Source organism: Flavobacterium cryophilum (assembly GCF_048286555.1).
Lineage (GTDB): Bacteria > Bacteroidota > Bacteroidia > Flavobacteriales > Flavobacteriaceae > Flavobacterium.
Genome location: NZ_JBLVPZ010000011.1, coordinates 96,149 through 118,845, shown reverse-complemented (window position 1 = coordinate 118,845; position 22,697 = coordinate 96,149). Strand labels below are relative to the sequence as shown.

Sequence of the window (22,697 nt, the reverse complement as noted above, 5' to 3'; positions counted from 1 at the left end):
GTATTACTTGTTTTGTTCATTGTTGAAAAATTGATCAAGAGAACTCATGTCCAGAACATTTACACTACGCGCTTTACTTCCTTCAAAAGGGCCAACAATTCCTGCAACTTCGAGTTGATCAATCAATCGACCTGCTCTATTGTAACCTAATTTTAGTTTTCGTTGTAACAATGAAGCAGAGCCTTGCTGCGCATTTACAATTATTTCAGCAGCTTCTCTAAACAAAGTGTCTCTATCGGAGATATCCATATCAAGATTAATGCCACTTTCCTCCCCAACGAACTCAGGAAGTAAATAAGCCGTTGCATATGCTTTTTGTGAACCTATAAAATCAGTTATTTTCTCTACTTCGGGAGTGTCGATAAAAGCACATTGTACCCGTACTACATCATTTCCATTTGTATAAAGCATATCACCGCGACCTATCAATTGATCAGCACCTTGAGTATCCAGAATGGTTCTTGAATCAATTTTTGAGGTCACTCTAAATGCTATTCTTGCAGGGAAATTGGCTTTTATCAAACCTGTAATTACGTTAACAGAAGGTCTTTGTGTCGCAATAATTAAGTGAATTCCAATGGCTCGCGCTAGTTGTGCCAATCGTGCAATAGGGACTTCAACTTCTTTACCAGCAGTCATAATCAAATCGGCAAACTCATCAACTACAAGAACGATATAGGGCAAAAATCGGTGTCCGTTTTCGGGATTTAGTTTTCGAGCCTTAAATTTATCGTTATATTCTTTGATGTTACGCACCATCGCATCTTTCAATAGAGAATACCGATTGTCCATTTCCACGCACAGCGAATTCAGGGTATTAACCACTTTTGCATTATCGGTAATAATAGCATCATCCATATCTGGAAGTTTGGCTAAATAATGTCTTTCAATTTTATTAAAAAGTGTCAGTTCAACTTTTTTAGGATCGACTAAAACAAATTTAACTTCGGCTGGATGTTTTTTGTACAACAGCGAAGTCAAAACAGCATTTAATCCAACAGATTTTCCCTGTCCCGTAGCTCCAGCCATCAGTAAGTGAGGCATTTTAGCTAAATCCACCACAAAAGTTTCGTTCGAAATTGTTTTTCCAAGAGCGATTGGTAATTCCATTTCGGCTTCCTGAAATTTGGCAGAGCCAATAACACTTTTCATAGAAACCATCGTTGGATTCTTATTCGGAACCTCAATACCTATGGTTCCTTTTCCTGGAATAGGAGCGATGATCCGAATTCCTAATGCCGAAAGTGACAGCGCAATATCATCTTCTAAACTCTTTATTTTTGAAATACGAATTCCTGCTTCTGGTACAATTTCATATAAAGTAACCGATGGGCCAACGGTAGCTTTTATTTGGGCAATTTCTATTTTATAATTGCGAAGGGTATCTACAATTCTATTTTTATTTTCTTCTAATTCTTCCTGATTGATTGTAATTCCTCCGGTAGAATATTCTTTTAATAAATCAATCGTCGGGAATTTATAATTTGATAAATCCAAAGTGGGATCAAATAACCCAAAATCAGCTACCAGTCGAGAGGCTAAATTTTCCTCTATAATATCTTCTTCCGCAGCCGTTTCTATCACGAAAGATTCATCAACATTCGAAATAACTTCTGGAATTGCAACTGGCGTAACTACCATGGTGAGCGGTTTTACACTAGGATCTCTGTTAATATCAGAAGAATTGCTGATCGTAGGTTTCAATGCTTCTTTATTGATTTCAAATTTTGATCCATTTGTTTTTAAATGGATTTCGTCCAGTTCTTGCTCAGCAACAGCAAATTCTTCAAGATTATAACCGCTTTTACCATTATTTAATGGATTCTTGATTGAAACCGCTTTCATTTCTTTTTTGGAAGCAGCGAAAAAGGATTGAATGCTTTCTGGTGAAAGCTTAATTTTGAAAATTATATAAACGATAAGTCCGAAAAGCAAAATCAATAATGTCCCTGTTTTTCCAATATAATCTTGCAAAAATAAATTCAGTTCGTAACCAATTGTGCCTCCTAATTCAGGTGCTGAAGTGGCGAAAAATCCAAATAAAACGGATAAGATAACAATTACAAATAAGTCCCAAAACCAAATGCTTTTGAGCTTTCTTATAGAAATGCCAAGAATCATATAGATTCCGAAAAGGAAAAATAAGCGCACAAATATAAATGCAGCAATTCCAAAACCTCTGTGTATAAGTAAATCGGCTAAAAATGCGCCAAATTTCCCCAACCAATTCTGAACTATTTCATTCCTGTTTGTTAGTTCTCTAACGGCGCTTTGATCTTGTTGTCCGTAAATCAAAAAGGAAATAAATGCAAATAATAACGCTATTGAAAACAATACCAAAAGAGATCCAAAAACAATCTTATGTTGTTTGGTAAATTTTAATAAAGTATTTTCCCCAGTTTTAACGTCGTTTTTTTTATCTAAAGGGGCTGTTTTTTTTATTTTTGCCATTCGTGATTATAATAATATCTAAAGAAATATTGGGATATATATGATTAAACCGATTGCTATAGCTGTTAAAGCAGCAAAAAATACAGCTCCTGCTGCAATATCTTTGATGAATCCAATTCTTTCATGATAATTAGGATGAATAAAATCAGCTATTTTTTCAACGGCAGTATTTAAACCTTCAATACTCATCACTAAACCAATGGCTAAAGTCTGAAAAAGCCATTCTGTTTTAGAAATATCAAAATAAAATCCAGCAATGCTCATCAAAATCCCAATGGAAAATTGAACCATAATGCTATGTTCTGTAGTGATCAATTTTACGGCGCCTTTAAAAGCATACGTGACGCTTTTTAATCTTCCGGTAAAGAAAGTATTATCTTTTTGAAATTCCATTGGCTGCTGTTAAAGTACTGCTAAAGCAGCTTCGTAGTTTGGTTCATCTGCAATTTCAGCAACTTGTTCCGTATGTATAATTGTTCCGTTTTCATCAACAACGATAATAACTCTTGAATGCAGTCCAGTTAAAGGGCCGTCAGTTATTTCTAAACCGTTTGCCTTACCAAAACTTCCTTCTAAAAAATCAGATAAATTAACAACATTATCAAGTCCTTCGGCACCACAAAAACGTTTTTGAGCAAATGGTAAATCTCTTGAAATACATAAAACAGTGGTATCCTCTAAAGTACTGGCACTTTCATTAAATTTTCGAACTGAGGCTGCACAAGTTCCAGTATCAACACTTGGAAAAATATTCAACACTAATTTTTTTCCAGCAAAGTCAGCTAGTGAACTATAGGTAAGATCGGTTTTAACTAATTTAAAATCAGCAATTTTAGTTCCTACTTTTGGTAATTCTCCTGAAGTTTGTGTTGGGTTTCCCCCTAATGTTATTGAAGCCATAATGTTTGTTTTTTAATGAGGTTCAAAAGTATGAAAATTATTTAAGAATTTGTCCTCAAATGTCGTGATAAGTTTACCTTTTTGGTTCAAATTTTCAACCGGTAGATTCGAATGTGGTTTTGGTTTATGGTATAAAAAAACGCACTCATTGCGGAGTGCGTTTTAGAAATTTGGAATTAGAAAATCACTTTATTTATCGATAGAACCCATAACACGTTTCATGAAAGTGTTTAATGCATCTTTTTTATCAGTTCCGGTTTTTATCAGCTTATTTACTTCTAAAGCGCCGTACATATTAGAAATTAATTCCCCAATAACATCCAATTCTTCATCTTTCAATGACGAAATTTCAGTCATTGCTTCCAGAACCTCGATTGTTTCGATGATGTAATCTTCATCATTTTCTTCTATAAACTGGGTTAAATGCTTAATTACGGGTAATTTCATTTTCTTGTTGTTTATTTGGTTATTCGTTGATATGTTTATTTAAAAAGGGAATCGTTAATTTTAAACGATTAACCGAATTAACGAATAACCAAATTAAACGATTTCGTTTACTAATTCAATTAACACTTCTTGTTTATTTGTTTGAGTTTCGTTTACCAATTTACCATTCACAAAAGTGGCAAAAGTCGGCAAATTACTCACATTCGCTAATTTTCTGGATTCTGGAAAATTTTCAGCATCGACAAGAGCAAAAGTGATTGTTTCATTTTCAGACGCTAATTTTTTGAATTTTGGCTTCATAATTCGGCAATTCCCGCACCATGATGCCGAAAATTGAACCACTACTTTTTCGTCTTTTGCAATTAAATCTTGTAATGTATCTTCAGTTAATTCGATTAACATATTTTTTAAATTTAAAAAGTCAATTGCAGTACCAATATTCAATATTTATACTTGAAATTTGATATTGCAATTGACATTGTTATTGATTTAGTTTAAACTTAAGTATTCAGCAGTGCTTTCTCTGTCAGCGGTCATGGCTTCTTTTCCAGCTTCCCAGTTTGCAGGACAAACTTCTCCTTTTTCCTGAATGTGTGTGTAAGCATCAACCATACGTAAATACTCATTTACATTACGACCTAATGGCATATCGTTTACACTTTCGTGGAAAATTTTACCAGTTTCATCAATAAGGTAAGTAGCTCTGTAAGTAACATTTGAACCTTCGATAATGATAGAATCAGTTTCTTCGCTGTAGCTCGTTGATTCAACATCAAGAATTCCTAAAATATTAGATAAATTTCTGTTTGTATCAGCAAGAATTGGGTAGGTAACTCCTTCAATTCCACCATTGTTTTTCGCCGTATTTAACCAAGCAAAGTGTACTTCGTTTGTGTCACAAGAAGCACCTATAACAATTGTGTTTCTTTGTTCGAATTCCGATAAAACTGCTTGAAAAGCGTGTAATTCAGTTGGGCAAACAAAAGTAAAATCTTTTGGGTACCAAAACAAAAGTACTTTCTTGTTGTTTTTTGTTGCTTCTTCGAAAATATTGATTTTTAAATTATCACCCATTTCAGAGATTGCGTCTACTGCTATATTTGGAAATTTTTTACCTACTAATGACATTTTATTTACTTTTTTAAATTGTTTTTTTGTTAGTGCAAAAGTAGCGCAAACTAAAGGTAATCGGTATAAATTATGATTATAAATATTTATTTTAAAATAAGAATTTCTTATGCTTATTTTTTGCGAAATGCAAACGGTAAGCTATATACCACTAACCTCTACAGGTAGCGTTCCCTTACATTCTGTGTTTTCTAAAAGTTGCGCGGCGGCCGCTACTTGAAATTCTGGAAAATCTTGGTACATTGCTACAATTCCTGAAGCATGTTCCAAATTTGGGATTAATTGCAATGCATATGGATTTCCAAAAACATACAAAACACATTTTTTGGTATTAAATAAATCGCCTAAAAATTGAAGTACGGCGTCGTCAATATCAAAATTGTTCAAAGGTTTTGCTTTTGGAACAAATAAAGAAATGATTAATGTGTCAAATTTGTTCAGTTCTTTTTTCAAATCATTCAGAGCGGAATTACCGCCCGTTTCGTAACTAAATTCTGGTGACGGCAAAGCGTTATTTAAGGTATTGAAAAATACAGTATCGGTATTTTTATAGATGCTGATTTTGGCGAGACCTCCTCTGTTCTTTGCGTCAAAAACGGTCCCGGTATTGTAATTGTCCTTTATTTTTGTAATGCAGTTTTGAGCAATTTTAAGATTTAATTCCGAAGTAGTTTCAAAATCAAAGTCATTCCCTGAAAGGTTTGGCAAACATAGTTTTTCTTCTACAATTCCTGCTTTTTCTTTGCATTTCCAGATGCGCTGAAAACTGGCCTCAATTCTTTCGGAGGTTGCATTTTTTAGGATTTCCTGAATTCCTTCGGGAACATTTTCTGCAAAGCACAATACATCATTTCCGGCATTGAAAGCTTCCCATTCCAGTTGTCCTTTTTTATCGTATAATTTAGAAACACTATGCATATTCAACGCATCCGAAATCACTAAGCCATCATAGCCTAATTGCTTGCGCAAAAGCGTTTCGATTACTGATTTTGATAATGTCGCCGAAGTGTCTTTCCCTTCGTTTAAAGCGGGAACTGCCAAATGGCCAATCATAATCGAATCGACATTATTTTCAATTCCTTTTATAAAAGGATATAGTTCGTTATCTAATAATTCTTCAAGTGTTTCTTTTAAAACGGGTAGTCCTAAATGCGAATCGACATTCGTATTTCCGTGTCCGGGAAAATGTTTCAGACAACCTAAAATACCCACATCATTCATTCCTCTGAGATATTCAAGAGCAAAATCAGCTACTTTTTCTTTGTTTTGACCAAAAGAACGGTAACCAATTACAGGATTGTTAGGATTGTTATTGATGTCCGCTAACGGCGCTAAATTATAATGAATTCCAACGGATTTTAAGTCTAATCCTATCTGTTTCCCAACTTCGTAAACCAGATGTTTTTCACTGTCAGGCAAAGCACCCAGTGTTATGCTATAGGAGTATTGAGGTGTTTTTTCGACGCGCATGGCTAATCCCCATTCTGCATCAATACTCATTAATAAAGGAGTCGTAGCACACTTTTGAAACCTGACAATCAGTTCCTTTAATCGTTGAAAACTATCACTATTTAAAACTACTTTTTTCTTGGTTTCATAATTCGTCGCAGCGCTGGCTCGACTGTGAAAAAAAGTCAATCCACCTATATTGTGTTCTCTAATTAATCGTTCAGTAGCTTGAACGTTTTCTTCGGTATCATTGATAAAAACGGCGGGAAAAAAAAACTGACCTATTTTTTGTTCTAATGTCATTAGTTAGAATTTTATGCTTTTATAGTCTGCGGATTCGACGGATTTGCTATTGCGAAAATGCAGATAAAAACGAATTTTGTAAAACTGTTTTTATCGGTTTAACGCAAGTGCTTTTTTTATTTGTTTAAATTTTAATTTTAAGAATCTGTTTTTATCGGTGTTTCGAAGTATATCGGTATTCTTCACGTACATTCTGTCATTCGGTCTTTTTTCCGAAATCGGCAGGAAATATCAAAAAGCGTGATAATAGCAATCCTGGTATGGTGGCGCAAAATACCCAAATAAAGAAATTTCCATAACCCAAATATTCTTGAATAAAACCGCTCAACATTCCCGGCAGCATCATTCCTAAAGCCATAAATCCGGTTGCGATAGAGTAGTGGGACGTTTTTGATTCGCCATCAGCCACATAAATTAAATACATCATGAACGCGGCAAAACCAAATCCATAACCAAATTGTTCCACAATTACCGTTGCATAAATATAGAAAACCGAACTCGGATGAAAATGGGAGAGCAATATGAATCCTATTATGGGTAAGTGCATCGCTAAAATCATGGGAAGCATCCATTTTCCTAATCCATCTCTAGATATGACAATACCGCCCAAAATACCACCAACAGTTAATGAAATAACCCCGAAGGTGCCGTAAATAACGCCAACATCCTGTGTGGATAATCCCATTCCGCCGGAAGTTATAGGATCGATTAAAAAAGGCGTTAACATTTTTAATAATTGAGATTCCCCTAATCTAAACAATAAAATGAAAGCCAAAACTAAACCAATTTGTTTCTTTTGAAAAAAAGTAGCGAAAACGGCTCCGAAACTCTTATCTGCAGGTGATTCCGTTTTTGTTTCCACGATTTTTGCTTCAATTTTTGGAGTCGAAAAATAATTATAAATGGTAATTACAGTCATAATGACACCTACAATTACCATCGTGTAGGACCATGCTTTTTGCTTATCGCCATATTCTTGTTCTAAATAACCCGCAATAAACACGATTAATCCATTGCCGGTCAGCATGGAAAGTCTATAAAAAGTGCTTCTAATTCCAAGGAAAAAGGATTGTTGGTCTTTCTGTAATGCCAGCATATAGAATCCATCGCTGGCAACATCATTAGAAGCGGAAGCAAATGCAGCAACCCAAAAAACGGCTAAACTAATAACGAAAAAATTACTTAAAGGAATAGTTAAACCCACCACTAAAAAAGCAACAGAAATGAGTAATTGCATCGTTAAAAACCATTTCCTTTTAGTCGAATAGAGATCAATAAATGGGCTCCACAACGGTTTAATTACCCACGGTAAATACAGTAAACTGGTATAAATTCCAATATCTTCATTGTTGATTCCGAGGTTTTTATACATAATTACCGATACCGAAATAATGATGGCATAAGGCAATCCGGAAGCAAAGTTTAAAACGGGGATCCAATACCAAGGTCTATTGTCTGTTTTCATTTTTAACATATTCAATTCAATTTTATAGTGTAAAGTTGACAAATGTTGCTTCACTTTCATTACCATAAAAATCAATGAATGTAATGGCGCAGGAATTATTTTTATCTAATTTGTATGTTGGAATTACAACTTCAACTGCCGTTTTTTCAGTAAAGGCAATTTTGTTGATGATTTGACTCGGATCATTTACATCAATTTGAGTTTTGAGTGTAGATCCATAAACCATTACATAACGCACTTGGCTGTTCTCAGGATAATTGACATTAAAACTGGATGAAATCGGGTTTTTGACAAGTGAATTTACCGTAGGGACAGCTGCTACTTTTTTGACAAAATTAGGAACAACGTAAGGAAGAGCAGGATATTTGTATTGGTTATTTTCCAGTAATCGAGTCACACTTTGATTTTTGTTCAAAAATGATTTGGCACTAAAAAAAGCATTTCCTTGAATGTTCTTGTAGGATCTGGTGATGTCAATCTGATTCGGAATTTCATATGGATTATTCCATCTTTTATCAGAATCGGTATTTATTTTATATGTTCCGTTTCCAATGTAAATTGCGGTATTCGTTGAGTTTTCAGACCACCAACGCAATAATTTGGAATAGGATGCTTTAGGATGATCCATACTCCAGTACAATTGCGGAACGAGGTAATCAATCCATTTATTTTCCATCCACGCTAACGGATCAGCAAATAAATCATCGTAATTCGTTTGTCCTGCTTCTGTATCTGAACCTTTCGGATCCACTGATTTATTTCTCCAAACTCCAAACGGGCTGATACCAAATTGTACCCAAGGTTTTATATTTTTGATAGAAACCGAAACATCTTTTACAAAAGTATTCACATTATCACGCCGCCAATCTTCTAAACTCATTCCGTTTCCATATTTTGTAAAAGAATCAGTATCATTAAATGCTTCTCCTTTAATTCGGTACGGATAAAAATAATCATCAAAATGAATGGCATCAATATCATAATTTTGAACAACTTCTTTAACAACGGTCAATAAATGATTTTGAACTTCGGGCAATGCCGGATTGTAATAATATTTTCCACCGTATTTTATCATCCATTCCGGATATTTAAAAAAATCATGTTCCGGACTTAAAAGCGAGGTATTGTAATCCATTGTAGCTCTGTACGGATTCATCCACGCATGAAATTCAAAACCTCGGGCATGGGTTTCAGCAATCATCCATGCTAATGTATCAAAATAAGGTTTGGGAGCCTGTCCTTCTTTTCCGGTCAAAAAACGGGACCAAGGCGCTAATTTTGTTGGGTAAAAAGCATCGCCAACGCTTCTAATCTGAACGATAACGGCATTATAATTAAGTTTTTTATAAGTTTCTAAGATCTCAATATAATCCGCTTTTTGTTTGGCAACGTTATCAGTACTGGTTTTTGGCCAGTCAATATTTACCACGGTAGCAATCCAAACGGCTCTAAATTCATTTTTTGGATTTGTGGCTATTGCTTGTGCGTTACCATTCCAAAAAGATAGTAAAAGGAACATAATAAGCAATAGGGTGTACTTGCAATTTTTCATTAGAGTCTTGTTTAAAAAGTATTCAAAAATAGTTTTTTTAGTGAAATCTACCATTCAAAATGGTTTTAAAATTTGACTTATTTTAACAGCGCAATTTCTTTGCCAATTTTTTCTAAAGTTGTTTGAATGCCGTTTCTGACAAACAATAAAAGGATTTTAAATGTTTTGAATTTTTCTTATTTGATTTTTTATCTTATAATAAGGTATATATTTATATTTTTGAAAATAATATCAATTTACTACATTAAATGTCAATCACGCCTCACCTAGAACAATTATCTCAATCATTAGAAGGAACACTTTTATACGATGATCTCCATAAAACACTGTATGCCACAGATGCCTCTGCTTACCGAATTGTACCACTTGCTGTTGCGATTCCAAAATCAGAGGAAGATATTATAAATATTATTCGCTTTGCAGCAAAAAATAAAATTTCAATTACGCCCCGAACTGCTGGAACTTCCTTAGCAGGACAAACGGTAGGCAACGGAATAATCGTAGATGTTTCGAAACATTTTACGAAAATTGTCGCTTTTGATTCCGTAAAAAAAACGGTTACCGTACAGCCGGGAGTAATTCGGGATGAACTGAATTTATATTTAAAAGAACACGGATTGTTTTTTGGGCCCAATACTTCAACATCAAATCGCTGTATGATAGGAGGAATGGTCGGCAATAACTCATCTGGAACCACATCAATTCGGTACGGAGTTACCCGAGATAAAATAGTGGAAATTAAAGCAGTTTTGAGTGATGGAAGTTCAGTAGTATTTAAAGAAATGAGTTCGGCAGAATTCCTTGAAAAAACAAAGGGAAATACGCTTGAGAGTTCTATTTATAGGGCCATTTATGAGGAACTTTCGAATACAGAAAACCAAAAAGAGATTATAAAGGAATTTCCAAAACCGGAAATTCACCGAAGAAATACCGGATATGCGATTGATTTATTATTAAAATCGGACCTTTTTGGAGGAACAGAAAACACGATAAATTTAGGAAAACTCCTTTGCGGAAGCGAAGGAACGTTGGCTTTTACCACCGAAATTACGTTGAAAGTAGACGAGTTGCCACCAACGAATAATGTGATGGTAGTGGCGCATTTTCATACCATTCAGGAAAGTTTAGAAGCTGTTGTTACTGCTATGAAACATCATTTGTACACTTGTGAAATGATGGATGATACGATATTGGATTGTACCAAAACCAACCGGGAACAAGCTAAAAACAGATTTTTCATTCAAGGCGAACCAAAAGCGGTTATCATGCTCGAAGTGGCGTCGCATTACAGTATGGAAGATGCCGAAAGACAAGCTGATGATTTAATTGCTGATTTGGAAAGAAATAATTTCGGGTATGCTTTGCCAAAAATTTACGGAGCTGATATTGATAAAATAAATGAGTTGCGAAAAGCTGGACTTGGGCTTTTAGGAAGTATTGTTGGCGATAATAAAGCGGCTGATTCTATTGAAGATACCGCTGTTGAGTTGAGCGATTTACCCAATTACATTGCCGGATTCTCCGCTATGATGGAACGTCATGGACAAAGTGCCATTTATTATGCACATGCCGGAGCCGGAGAAATTCACTTGCGGCCGGTTTTGAATTTGAAAACAAAAGAAGGGCTGCATCAATTTAGAAACATCGCAACTGAAGTAGCCATTTTGGTAAAAAAATATAGAGGTTCGCTAAGTGGAGAACATGGAGACGGAATTGTTCGCGGCGAGTTTTTGCCTTTTATGATAGGCGACCAGAATTATGAATTGTTGAAAAGAATCAAACATGCTTTTGATCCTAACACTATCCTGAACGTTGGGAAAATCGTAAATGCGTTCAAAATGGATGAAAACCTTCGGGTGGAAGCGGGGAGAGCAGAACCGGATATACAAACAATTCAGGATTTTTCGGATAGTATGGGAATTTTGCGTGCAGCGGAAAAATGCAATGGTTCAGGCGATTGCAGAAAATTACCTTCGGCAGGCGGGACTTTATGTCCCAGTTACCGCGCGACCCGAAATGAAAAAGATACGACGCGTGCCAGAGCCAATGCGCTAAGAGAATATTTGACACATTCCGAAAAAGACAACAAGTTCGACCACGAGGAATTGTATAAAGTATTTGACTTGTGTGTGAGTTGTAAAGCTTGTGCCAGCGAATGTCCCAGTAACGTGGACGTGGCAGCGTTAAAATCGGAGTTTTTGTACCACTACCAAAAAGCTAATGGATTTTCATGGCGCAATAAAGTATTTGCGTTTAATGCTAAATTGAATGGTCTGGGAAGTATTACTCCCAAGTTTACTAATTTCATGGTTAATTTACCTTTGGTGAAAAAGAGCATGGGAATAGCCTCAAAACGAAAAGTGCCGCTTTTGGCTCCCATGACGTTTAGAAAATGGTACGAGAAAAATTGGAATCAGGAGCCAAGTGATTCTTTTGTAAACGGAAAAGTATGTTTGTTTTGTGATGAATTTACTAATTTCTATGATGTTTCGGTGGGAATTGATGCGTATGAGTTATTGACAGCCTTAGGATATGAAGTTATTTTGGTAGATCATGAAGAAAGTGGAAGAGCTTTTATTTCAAAAGGTTTTCTGGAAGAAGCAAAAGCAATTGCAAATATAAATGTTGCCGTTTTTTCGGGTTATATTACTGCGGATTGTCCGTTAATAGGAATCGAACCTTCGGCGATATTGACCTTTAGAGACGAATACATTCGATTGGCAGACGATAAAGTAGGTGCTGCAAAATTAGCTAAAAATGTATTTACGATTGAAGAGTTTTTTAAAAATGAAATTACAGAAGGTAAAATTCATGCAGAACAATTTTCTAATCAGGAGAAAACAATAAAAATTCACGGACACTGCCATCAAAAGTCATTGAGCACCATGGAAGCGACTTTTGCGATGTTGAATGTACCCAAAAATAGTTCGGTTACCATTTATAATTCGGGTTGTTGCGGAATGGCAGGTTCTTTTGGATATGAAAAAGAACATTATGATATCAGCATGCAAATGGGTGAAGATACGTTGTTTCCAAAAATTAGAGCAACCGAAGCGACTGTAATTATCGCTGCAGCGGGGACTAGCTGTCGTCACCAGATTTTTGACGGAACCCGCAGAAAAGCATTACATCCGGTGACAATTTTAAGGGAATGCTTGATATAATTAGTAAATCACAATACACCATAAAGCAATTAAAAAATTATTTTTTGGTTTAGTAAATTTTCTTTTTTTAAGTCTAAAATTGTTTTATTTGACTTTTTTAATCGCAAAATAAATCATTTTATTCGTATTAAAAAATAATAAAAAAAATAGTTACAGAAGCGACATTAGTTCAATTTGTTTTATACTTTTGATTTTTGAAGATAATTTGCATAATATCTAACATAAAAACATATTATTTACAGAATATTAATTTTTAATGATAAAATTTACAATATGGCATTTTTAGATTTATTTAGAAGAAAATCAACAACAACAATACTACAGCAAGGTGGTGATGGTGAGCATACGGAACTTCATAAAGTATTGACTGTTAGAGATCTTACTTTTTTCGGGATTGCTGCAATTATTGGTGGAGGAACTTTTAGCGCCATAGGAAATGCGTGTTTTTCAGGAGGCCCCGGAGTAGTAATTCTCTACATTATTTGTGCGATTGCTTGTGGATTTACCGCTATGTGCTATGCTGAATTTGCTTCACGAGTTCCAGTTTCAGGGAGTGCGTATACATATGCATATGTTTCTTTTGGGGAATTATTTGCATGGATTATCGGATGGGCATTGATAATGGAATATTCTATCGGGAACATTTATATTGCTTTTTCATGGAGTGGTTATTTTACGAATTTATTGGAAATTTTTCATATTTATTTGCCCGAATGGCTCACGATAAATTATCAATCGGCACATTCCGCCTTTTTGGAAAATAAAACTGGAGAGGGGCTTAATGCATGGCAAAACGCACCAATGTTGGGCAGCTTGAAAATTATTTTTGATATGCCAGCTGTTGTAATCAATTTATTAATCACTTCTTTGGTTTACAGAGGCACGCGGGAGTCCAGGAATATCAGCAATGTGATGGTAATGATCAAGTTGGTAATAATTGTTTTGATAATTATTGTCGGCGCTTTTTATGTAGATATTGACAATTGGAGTCCATTTATGCCAAATGGGTTCAAAGGCGTTATGGGTGGTGTTTCGGCAGTCTTCTTTGCCTATATCGGCTTTGATGCCGTTTCAACATTGGCAGAAGAAAGTAAAAATCCACAACGTGATTTGCCGCGCGGCATGATTTATTCCTTACTGGTTTGTACCGTTGTTTATATCATTTTAGCTTTGATAATTACAGGAATGGTTTCGTATACATTGCTGGGTGTTAGCGATCCGCTAGCTGAAATATTTGCTTTAAAAGGCGTGAAATGGATGTTGTTTATAGTTTCCATTGCCGCTGTAGTAGCTATGACCAGTGTAATGTTGGTTTTTCAAATGGGACAGCCACGTATCTGGATGACGATGAGTCGTGATGGACTGATGCCAAAGAAATTTGGAAAAATTCATCCAAAATATAAAACACCGGGTTTTGCAACTATTATAACTGGTCTAGTGGTTGGGATTCCAATATTTTTCACCGATGAAAACTTCGTATTGGACTTTACTAGTATTGGTACCTTATTCGCCTTTGTATTAGTGTGTGGTGGAGTTTTAATGTTATCTCCTCAAAGTGAAGCTGAAATTGCGGAACGTCAGACTAATGGAAAATTTAAAATTCCATATATCAACTCAAAGTTTATTTTCCCAGCTATTGTGATAGTTTCAGCCGTTTTAATACAGTATCTATTTCCAACATTCTTTTCGGATACCTTTGATTTCTCGTCGGATAATGTTGGAACAAATAGCACAATGATCATCTTTTTTATACTCTGTATAGCAATGGCGGTTCTAGCTTTTCTCAAAAACCTGTCTTTAATACCTTTATTGGGTTTAATTTCGTGCTGTTATTTACTGACTGGGATGGCAGTTTCTAACTGGAAATGGTTTGGTATTTGGTTATTGATCGGATTAGTGTTCTACTTTAGTTACGGATATAAAAACAGTAAATTGAATCTTAACAGGTAATTTAAAAAAGTAATACGTTGTTCATAAAAAACCGTCGCGTTAACAAACTCGACGGTTTTTTTGTGATTTTTAGGCAAGTATTAAAAAATGCTATGGAGCCCAAAATAATATTTATTTAAGATTGATTCTCAACGTTAGGTAGGTTTGATATTGCTTGCATGTCGATTTAAAGAAGTTGAATGCAGTGAGGCAAACGGTTGCAAATTTTGCTTTTTAGAGCTGCGACCGTACGATTAAAACAATCGCTACTAAAGCTAAAAACAGACCAATCAGGTTCATTTTGCTCAGTTTTTCTTTAAAAATTAAAACACCTACAAGACTCCCCATAATAATCACGCCCATATTCATACCGGCAAAAACGGTTGAGGGAGTGTTTGAAAATTCCTGATGTGCTTTAAGGTAGAATAGAATATTTCCAAAATTAAAAATACCTACTAAACCGCCAAAAAGTATGTTATTGATCTTTAATGGTACTTTTTTTACAATAACTTCATATGCAACCACAATAATCATTATTGTCATTGCAATTCCTAAGATTACAAATAGGGAGGTAGTATAAGGTAAACTGGTATGTGCAGCGATTTGTTTGAACAGAATGTCTATAACTCCAAAGCCAATCAAAACTGCAGCTGGATACCCCCATTTGTTTTTAGTATTTTCTCTGTTTTTAGTGAGAATAAGCAACAGCGCAGGAATTGCCAATAAGAAAGCCGAAATTTTAAGGATACTGAATTCTTCTTTAAATAGTAGCCAAGCTGCAAGGATAGGAATAAACAGGGAGAGTCGCTGGGCAGCGTCGGTTTTTACAATTCCCATGTGCTTTATGGATGCAGCCAAAAAAAGAAATATAGAAGGTAATAAAACACCTATTGCAATAAAAAGCCACCATGGTGCTGCAGTTTTAACGGTATTTAAATCTGGACGGAAAGAAATGTAGCAAAGTATACCTGCAAACACATAATTCCAAGTGATTATTTGGGTGTGGCTAACGGTGTATTTACGAGACACTTTAAATACAACGCCCACGGTCACACTGCAAATAATACTTAAAATTAGAAATAACATAGATTTATATATTTTTGCTGTAAAAATACTATTTATATGTTTGGTTTGCATAGACACTAACGGAAAAGGGAATCGTGTTTGTTTTTTGGTTTACTTTTTTTTAATTGGCATTTTTAATGGTAATATAGCACGGATACTGCGATAAAATCATAAAAAACCCCAATTTTTATTGGGGTTTTTTGATCTTTCAGGACTACTCCTATGTAGTTATAAAAAAAGCCCGCCTAGATTAAAATCTTTAGCGAGCCTTAAAAAAAAAAAAAACTTATTTCTGATTCTCTAAACGGTAAGAAGTTGTTTCGGAATATGTTTTTCCAAATTGATCTGTTGCTTTAATTTCGATGCGATGCGATCCTATTTCAAGATTCGTTGGAATTTTTCCTCTCCAAAGGTGCTTGCTTTCGATAGGATTAGATGAGCGTCTTCCGGGAATTAATTCTTCGGTTAAATCCCATTCATAAACCTCAGTCGCATAAGATGGATCTATTTCCTCTACATACAACATCGTTTTCCATTCGCCTTGGTCTACACGGTATTCGAGGCTGTCGTTTTTACTTCCCATAAAGAAATTCACATAAATTCCGGATCGGCTAGAACGGCCTTTTTCGACAACTTTGGGCGCGAAAACGTCCATTTGGTATGTTTTGGGTTTACCCGCAACTTTATACTCCAAACTGTATTGATTTCCGTTAAAATTAATAAAAGCGTATCCCTTTGGTGTTCCATCGCGCATGGTCGAAACCGGAACTCCTTCGGAATTCAGTTTTCCGGAATACCAGTCTCCGGAAGTGGTTCCAACATTGTAATGATGGTGCGGTTTTTCCTGTAACCAGCCTTCGGTTTTGCCAAAGTAATCCTGACGTTGAATGTGGGTATGAGCAGAAAGAGAAAGGGTATTTGGAAAATCTTTTAAAAGTTCGAATAGTTTTGCTCTATCCGCATCTCTGAATGAATCTCCCTCGGTTTCACTTATTGGAATATGAAAAGCCAGCACTATTAAATGCTCTTTTGGTACCAGTTTTAAATCATTGGCAATAAACTGCAACTGATTTGGTGTAAAACCACCCCAATATCCTTTTTGATTTCGAGGATCGGGATAAAGCACATTATCCATTACGATAAAATGCACTTTCCCGTAATTGAAGGCGTAATTGGCTGGGCCAAAATGTGCTTCATAAGTTTCATCGGCCATTTCATCTGTGGTTGCATCAAAATTAAGATCATGATTGCCCAGTAAATTGTACCACGGAATTCCTGCTTTTTTTACCGCTTTTATATAAGGATTAAAAAGAGCAAGGTCATTCCCCACCAAATCGCCCAAACTCAATCCGAAAGGAACATTTTTAATTCCTTCTACTTCAGCTACAATCCCTTTGGCAAAAAAGTCGACTTCAGCCTGTGTGTAGGGTTGCGGATCACCAAAAATAAGGGCTGTAAATTCTTGGTTTTCCTGTTGCGGAACTAAACCAAAATCGACTGATTTCGGTAGTTTTCCACTTGGGTCTACTCCTTTGAATTTTAATTCTGGAGAACCTTTAGGTTTGTGATTGTAAAAAAACTGCGGCAGATTATTTTCATTCACGCCGACTTTATAATTGGCAGGTTTTATAACGGCTATGATCGCATCATCATTAATCGGAAGGATGTATTTTCCTTTTTCATCGGTAAGGACCACTTCCAGACCATTGGTTACGGAAACATTAGCAATTCCTTTTTCTTTTCGTTCTTTTTTACCGTTTTCATTGTTGTCTTCGAAAACAAAACCCTGAACATTGGTTTGTGCCATAAAAGGGATCGAACACAAAAGAGTACATACGGACAGAAATATTTTTTTCATCGTTTATTTATTTTTAATTAAGATTTTTTATTTATCCCACCATACTTTAGTGTTAATATCATCTGCGCCCAACATTTCGACCGCTTTGAGGTAATTTTGCTGGTTGTTGATTTGAATACTCGTCGGATAGTAAAAACGGGACGGCATAAGTCCATTATTCTCCATAGCAGTCGTTTTTGGAAGTACAGGAAATCCTGTTCTACGGTATTCAAACCATTGTTGGTAATCAATAAAATAGAGGGCATAATACTTTTGAAGCATGATTTTTTCTAAGGTGCCATCATACGCTGCTGGCGAATTTTCGAAATAAGTAGTGGGTATTTGGGCTCCCAATTGCTCCATTGCTGCCTGAACTCCTTTTTTATAATGCAATTCGGCACCCGTAGTGAATCCTCTTTGTGCCATTTCGGCTTTTATAAATGCTACTTCGGCATAAGTCATCAAGAAAATATTCATGGGATTGGTGATTTGAGCGGCATTAAAAGTAGAAGCATTGTAGGTAAACTGAGATTCAGCACCGGCATAGGCACTGGGAATACCTTTGTAACCGATGGAAACATTGTTCAAGTCTCGGGCAACACTAGCGATAACAGGTCTTCGGGAATCTGCCATGGTGTTGAGATTGTCAATGAAAAAGGAGGCTATTTTTGTGTTTAAACTAAAATCCTGCGGTCTTCCCCACGGAGAAACGTTCGGGGTTACTCCAGTCACTTTCAGGATCGCAGATTCGGAAGTATTTTCAAAAACAGGGTATTGTGTTGGATTTTGAATCATCGTTGCCAATTTCTGAAAAGAATTGGTTTCCGTACGGTTGGATATTCTCAGCAACAAACGCATTTGTAGGGAATTAGTAAATTTTCTCCATTTCGTGACATTGTTCTGAAAGAGGATGTCACTGGCATAAATCATTGGAGTAGCGGTATTATACAGTGTATTTGCTCGTTCTAAATCAGCTAAAATAGTTGTGTAGATCAATTCTTGCGAATCAAATGCAGGGTAGAGGTTGCCTTCCTCTCCGTTTACGGCTTCGGTCATGGGAACCGGTCCAAAAATATCAGTAAGATTGGCATAAACCCAAGCATTTAACGTCAGTGCAATCGCTTCATAATTGCGATCTTCTGCTCGTATGGCTTCGGCCTTCATTTCCTTAATATTATTGAGCCATTTGTAATAATTTGCCCAAGACGAATACCCTATTTCCTGACTTAAATCATAGCGGTGAAGCCCTCCAGAAACGCTGGGGAAGGGCGTCGATACCTGCATCAAATCGAAAGTTACACTGGCACTCCGGTTGGCATTGTGTGTAGCCAAACCATAAATGATGGGGTTTATTAAAGTTCCCGGACTTATTTGGGCAATCCGATTTGGATCTTCATTGAGTTCACTAAAGTCGCCCGTGCAAGCAAAATTTAGCAGGACTAAGGCTAAAGTTGCAGTAAAATTTTTTATCTTTTTCATCTTTAAATAATAGTTTAGAAATTTACTTTTAAGTTAAAACCGTAGGTAGCTGGTGTAGGCATTTGACCCATTTCGATACCCGGTAAAATAGTATCTCCATTTAATGCTGCCGTTTCCGGATCGAAAATAGGAAAGTCAGAAAGAACCGCTAAGTCTCTACCGAAAACGGATAGATCTAAGCTTGTAATGCCGGTATTTTTCAGCCACTCAGATGATATGCTGTATTGAAGACTTACTTCTCTCAATTTTACATAGGAAGCTTCAAAAGAGTTGGACTCGACATTGGCTCTGCGGTAATACCGATTGTACCAGTCTGGCGTCAATGCTTTAGTGGTGTTTTGGGAATACGTATCGTCTGAATTTAAAACCACTCCTTCTCCTACAATCACTCCTTCTTCACGTCCTTTCATTGTGGACATTAGTTTTCCCATTTGGGTAAGTTTATGGTGCGTTTGCGAATAGATAATACCGCCAAGTTGACCATCGAGCATGACATTTAAACCTAGATTTCCAAATTTAAAACTGTTGTATAATCCTGCTCTCCAATCGGGTGTTGCATCGCCTATATACTGAATTTCATCTGGATAAGCTGGCAAGCCCGCCTTATCATATACAATTTGTCCGTCAGGAGATCGTACAAAACCATAACCATAAATTGCGGTTGTTGTCCCGCCCTCTTTGGCAATTAAAGTTGCTGATCCTCCTGATCCAATGGTTTGTTGGCCTTGAATACCATCGGCAAGTTCCATAACGCGATTCCAGTTTTTAGACCAGGTTAGCGTTGTAGACCACTTGAATTTATTTAGGTTGATTATTTTTCCGGTCAGGGTAAGTTCAATACCTCGATTTCGAACTTCGCCTGAATTCATAACCCCTGAGCTGAATCCCGTTGTGATGTCTAAGGGAACAGAAATGATTTGGTTTTTTGTCGTTGTTTGATATACCGTTGCATCAAAATTGATTCGGTTTTTGAATAATCGCCCTTCAAAACCAGTTTCAATACTGGTGGTGATTTCCGGTTTAAAATTCGCGTTGTACAGCGTTGACGGTGCTACTGCCGAGCTTGCGAAGGCAGATTGATCGTAGTATTTACTAGTTCTGTACGGATCAGTATCGTTACCTACCTGGGCAAGGGATAATCGGTATTTAAAATATTCTAAAGATTTAGGTAAGTTGAAAATTTCAGAAAGAATAAAACTGGTATTCACTGATGGGTAAAAGAAAGAGTTATTTTGTACCGGTAAAGTGCTGGACCAGTCATTTCTGCCCGTTAGATCCAAGAAAATTTGATCTTTAAAAGAGAAAGAGAACAGTCCGTATAAACTGTTGACTTTTTTATAACTGTCATTTACACTAATGATGGGATTGCTGATGCCGTTGGCCAATTTGTAAACATCAGGAACGACCAAGCCTTCAATAGCCGCATCCATTCTCTGGTATTTATAGCTCATGGCATTTCCTCCCGCCGAAGCAGAAAAAGAAAAATCTTTAGATAGTTTATTTTTATAGGTCAATAAAAAATCAGAATTTACTTCCTGCATAAAAACATCTTGAGTTCTAAAGAATCCTTTTGCGTAGCGATTGATGCTAAAGGGTCTTTTTTGTTCCCGATCCTGGTGGTAAGTGTTTAATGCGGTTCTCAGTAAAAGATCTAAATTAGGAGCCAACTGGATTGTAGCATTTAAATTACCCACGATTTGGTTACTCGCTAAAGAATTTGTCGCTTGATTGGCAATCAGATAGGGATTGTCAATATAACTGCTGAAAGGTTGCAGCTGTTGAATTTGGGTCTGACCTTGTTTCCAAATAGGTTTGTACCAATCGAGATCAACATTTGGATTTTGGAAAATAGTAAAGTAGCCAATAGAACCATTATTATATCCGGTGCTTGGTAAATTGTCACTGTCTCTGTTATTGTAATTAATCACCGAAGTAATTTTAATTTTATCCGATATTTTATAATCAGCATTTACAGAAGCCGTTATTCTTTCAAATCCGGTATTGGGCATAATCCATTCATTTTTTGAATGGCCAATAGACATTCTCATAGAGCCATTCTCGTCCCCGCCCTGAAGCGTAATGCTATTGTTTATAGTGGTTCCGGTACGCCAGAAATCTTTAATATTATTTTTGTAAGGAATCCAAGGTGTTCTTTCTACTCCCTGTGTTTCTGTCAAAGGATCGTATTGGAAGTAAGATTGTCCGTCAAATTTTGGACCCCAGGCGCTGCTGGTTGACCCGGTATTATTTCCGTCGGCAGAACTTAAATAGGAATAATACGGATTTTTATTTTTGTCAAATGATTTTCCGGTACCCTGACCATATTCATATTGGTAATCAGGCCAACGCTGAATTACATCAAAAGTGATTCCTGAGTTATAAGTAATTCCAAGCCCTTTATTTTTTTTACCGGATTTGGTCGTAATGATTAAAGCGCCATTCGCAGCACGGCTACCATAAAGTGCCGTTGCTCCAGGACCTTTTAAGACGGTTACATTTTCAATATCGTCCAAGTTAAGGTCTGAAATTCCGTTACCAAAATCAACAGGAGAATCGCTGCCCATATAAGCGCTGTTTGATCCTGAACTAGTTATTTTACTGTTGATGGGAACGCCATCTACAACGATTAAAGCATTATTTCCATTGGGGTTCAGCGAATTATTTCCTCTCAAGGTAATTTGTTGTGAATTTAAAGGACCGGATCCTGAGGAAACGATATTTAAACCGGCCACCTTTCCTTTTAAACCGGAAGACCAGTTGTTCGGAGCTGTTTGTGCCAGTTTATCAGCACTAATGGTTTGTTGCGAAAAACCCAATTGTTTTTCTTTTCTTTTAATTCCTAATGCGGTTACCACCACCTCGTTAAGCGCATTAGTGTTCTCTATTAAGCGTATTACTAGTAGGGCTGAATTATTCGCAGGTACTTCTTTGTCATCAAAACCCATGTAGGAAATCACTAATACCGTAGTAGCAGCGCTTGTGTTTAGACTAAAATTTCCGTCAAAATCAGTTGTGGTGCTATTTGTAGTTCCTTTTTCTAAAACGGTTGCGCCTGGTAGTGGCATCCCTTGAGAGTCGTTCACTTTACCGCGGATAAGTTGCTGGGTCGAAGTGGATTTCGTAACAGAAATAGTATTGTTGATTCGATTAAATTGGAAACCTGTTTGGGCTGTAATTTTATTTAAAATAGTATTTATACTTTCCTTGTTTGCCAATAAAGTTAAACGTTGTTTTGAAGAGGATATTTTTTCATCAAAAACAAAGGTGTAATTGGTCTTTTGCTCCAAGATATCAAATACTTCTATAATTTGGACTTCTTTTATATTGATAGAGAGATTTTTTTCCTCATATTTTACAGCACTAATGGCATAGGTTTCAGAAAATAGAAAGAGGAAACTGAACAGATACAGGTATTTTTTTAATTTCATGGAAAAAAGAAATTGGATTTTCAAATTCATTTTAATGATTTTTAAGTGTTTAATTTTTTAATAGGATCTCATTTCGAATGCAACTTAATCTTGATTTTAA

At 36.1% G+C, this 22,697-nt stretch carries 15 protein-coding genes; 2 read left to right on the top strand and 13 right to left on the bottom strand.

Going from position 1 to position 22,697, the window contains the following annotated elements; genetic code table 11:
• Positions 1-3: 3 nt before the first annotated feature.
• From ACNQGJ_RS14770 to ACNQGJ_RS14730, 9 genes are all read right to left on the bottom strand, one after another.
• A complete protein-coding gene (locus ACNQGJ_RS14770; RefSeq protein WP_417974132.1) occupies positions 4-2,451 on the bottom strand; it encodes a DNA translocase FtsK in 2,448 nt (815 codons plus the stop codon).
• An 18-nt stretch (positions 2,452-2,469) separates the two neighbouring features.
• On the bottom strand, positions 2,470-2,844 hold the full coding sequence (locus ACNQGJ_RS14765) for a diacylglycerol kinase family protein (protein ID WP_417974134.1): 375 nt from the start codon (positions 2,842-2,844) through the stop codon (positions 2,470-2,472).
• 9 nt (positions 2,845-2,853) lie between these two features.
• The gene (gene tpx, locus ACNQGJ_RS14760; protein WP_417974136.1) at positions 2,854-3,351 is read right to left on the bottom strand and encodes a thiol peroxidase; all 498 of its coding nucleotides are present in this window, start codon (positions 3,349-3,351) and stop codon (positions 2,854-2,856) included.
• Positions 3,352-3,540: 189 nt separating this feature from the next.
• Complete coding sequence (locus ACNQGJ_RS14755) at positions 3,541-3,798, bottom strand: DUF6952 family protein (RefSeq protein WP_417974138.1); 258 nt, start codon at positions 3,796-3,798, stop codon at positions 3,541-3,543.
• A 93-nt stretch (positions 3,799-3,891) separates the two neighbouring features.
• Positions 3,892-4,200, bottom strand: coding sequence for a thioredoxin family protein (locus ACNQGJ_RS14750; protein ID WP_091172170.1), 309 nt, complete (start codon positions 4,198-4,200; stop codon positions 3,892-3,894).
• A gap of 87 nt (positions 4,201-4,287) precedes the next feature.
• Positions 4,288-4,926 (bottom strand): peroxiredoxin, encoded by a 639-nt coding sequence (locus tag ACNQGJ_RS14745; protein WP_417974140.1) that lies wholly within the window; start codon positions 4,924-4,926, stop codon positions 4,288-4,290.
• Between the two features lie 141 nt (positions 4,927-5,067).
• Positions 5,068-6,678 carry a glycoside hydrolase family 3 protein gene (locus ACNQGJ_RS14740; protein WP_417974142.1) on the bottom strand — a complete coding sequence of 537 codons (1,611 nt, stop codon included), beginning with the start codon at positions 6,676-6,678 and terminating at the stop codon, positions 5,068-5,070.
• 196 nt (positions 6,679-6,874) lie between these two features.
• Entirely contained in the window at positions 6,875-8,143 is a 1,269-nt protein-coding gene (locus tag ACNQGJ_RS14735; RefSeq protein ID WP_417974144.1) for an AmpG family muropeptide MFS transporter, read from the bottom strand.
• 22 nt (positions 8,144-8,165) lie between these two features.
• Complete coding sequence (locus tag ACNQGJ_RS14730; protein WP_417974146.1) at positions 8,166-9,695, bottom strand: glycoside hydrolase family 10-like protein; 1,530 nt, start codon at positions 9,693-9,695, stop codon at positions 8,166-8,168.
• 248 nt (positions 9,696-9,943) lie between these two features.
• Here ACNQGJ_RS14730 and ACNQGJ_RS14725 point away from each other — a divergent pair, with 248 nt between their 5' ends.
• Both ACNQGJ_RS14725 and ACNQGJ_RS14720 read left to right on the top strand, forming a co-directional pair.
• The gene (locus tag ACNQGJ_RS14725; protein WP_417974148.1) at positions 9,944-12,859 is read left to right on the top strand and encodes an FAD-binding and (Fe-S)-binding domain-containing protein; all 2,916 of its coding nucleotides are present in this window, start codon (positions 9,944-9,946) and stop codon (positions 12,857-12,859) included.
• A gap of 273 nt (positions 12,860-13,132) precedes the next feature.
• A complete protein-coding gene (locus ACNQGJ_RS14720; RefSeq protein WP_417974150.1) occupies positions 13,133-14,809 on the top strand; it encodes an amino acid permease in 1,677 nt (558 codons plus the stop codon).
• A gap of 213 nt (positions 14,810-15,022) precedes the next feature.
• On the opposite strand, the gene ACNQGJ_RS14715 is transcribed toward ACNQGJ_RS14720, so the two are convergent.
• From ACNQGJ_RS14715 to ACNQGJ_RS14700, 4 genes are all read right to left on the bottom strand, one after another.
• Positions 15,023-15,874 carry an EamA family transporter gene (locus ACNQGJ_RS14715; RefSeq protein WP_417974152.1) on the bottom strand — a complete coding sequence of 284 codons (852 nt, stop codon included), beginning with the start codon at positions 15,872-15,874 and terminating at the stop codon, positions 15,023-15,025.
• Positions 15,875-16,139: 265 nt separating this feature from the next.
• The gene (locus ACNQGJ_RS14710; protein WP_417974154.1) at positions 16,140-17,711 is read right to left on the bottom strand and encodes a calcineurin-like phosphoesterase C-terminal domain-containing protein; all 1,572 of its coding nucleotides are present in this window, start codon (positions 17,709-17,711) and stop codon (positions 16,140-16,142) included.
• A gap of 27 nt (positions 17,712-17,738) precedes the next feature.
• On the bottom strand, positions 17,739-19,169 hold the full coding sequence (locus ACNQGJ_RS14705) for a SusD/RagB family nutrient-binding outer membrane lipoprotein (protein WP_417974156.1): 1,431 nt from the start codon (positions 19,167-19,169) through the stop codon (positions 17,739-17,741).
• Positions 19,170-19,183: 14 nt separating this feature from the next.
• Positions 19,184-22,627 (bottom strand): SusC/RagA family TonB-linked outer membrane protein, encoded by a 3,444-nt coding sequence (locus ACNQGJ_RS14700; RefSeq protein ID WP_417974158.1) that lies wholly within the window; start codon positions 22,625-22,627, stop codon positions 19,184-19,186.
• Positions 22,628-22,697: the final 70 nt, after the last annotated feature.

Bases quoted from the DNA above. Each gene is read 5' to 3' on its own strand.
- tpx (WP_417974136.1), bottom strand. From the start codon at position 3,351: ATGGCTTCAATAACATTAGGGGGAAACCCAACACAAACTTCAGGAGAA.
- ACNQGJ_RS14750 (WP_091172170.1), bottom strand. From the start codon at position 4,200: ATGTTAATCGAATTAACTGAAGATACATTACAAGATTTAATTGCAAAA.
- ACNQGJ_RS14745 (WP_417974140.1), bottom strand. From the start codon at position 4,926: ATGTCATTAGTAGGTAAAAAATTTCCAAATATAGCAGTAGACGCAATC.
- ACNQGJ_RS14710 (WP_417974154.1), bottom strand. From the start codon at position 17,711: ATGAAAAAAATATTTCTGTCCGTATGTACTCTTTTGTGTTCGATCCCT.
- ACNQGJ_RS14770 (WP_417974132.1), bottom strand. From the start codon at position 2,451: ATGGCAAAAATAAAAAAAACAGCCCCTTTAGATAAAAAAAACGACGTT.
- ACNQGJ_RS14715 (WP_417974152.1), bottom strand. From the start codon at position 15,874: ATGTTATTTCTAATTTTAAGTATTATTTGCAGTGTGACCGTGGGCGTT.
- ACNQGJ_RS14705 (WP_417974156.1), bottom strand. From the start codon at position 19,169: ATGAAAAAGATAAAAAATTTTACTGCAACTTTAGCCTTAGTCCTGCTA.
- ACNQGJ_RS14735 (WP_417974144.1), bottom strand. From the start codon at position 8,143: ATGAAAACAGACAATAGACCTTGGTATTGGATCCCCGTTTTAAACTTT.
- ACNQGJ_RS14765 (WP_417974134.1), bottom strand. From the start codon at position 2,844: ATGGAATTTCAAAAAGATAATACTTTCTTTACCGGAAGATTAAAAAGC.
- ACNQGJ_RS14740 (WP_417974142.1), bottom strand. From the start codon at position 6,678: ATGACATTAGAACAAAAAATAGGTCAGTTTTTTTTTCCCGCCGTTTTT.
- ACNQGJ_RS14720 (WP_417974150.1), top strand. From the start codon at position 13,133: ATGGCATTTTTAGATTTATTTAGAAGAAAATCAACAACAACAATACTA.
- ACNQGJ_RS14725 (WP_417974148.1), top strand. From the start codon at position 9,944: ATGTCAATCACGCCTCACCTAGAACAATTATCTCAATCATTAGAAGGA.
- ACNQGJ_RS14730 (WP_417974146.1), bottom strand. From the start codon at position 9,695: ATGAAAAATTGCAAGTACACCCTATTGCTTATTATGTTCCTTTTACTA.
- ACNQGJ_RS14700 (WP_417974158.1), bottom strand. From the start codon at position 22,627: ATGAATTTGAAAATCCAATTTCTTTTTTCCATGAAATTAAAAAAATAC.
- ACNQGJ_RS14755 (WP_417974138.1), bottom strand. From the start codon at position 3,798: ATGAAATTACCCGTAATTAAGCATTTAACCCAGTTTATAGAAGAAAAT.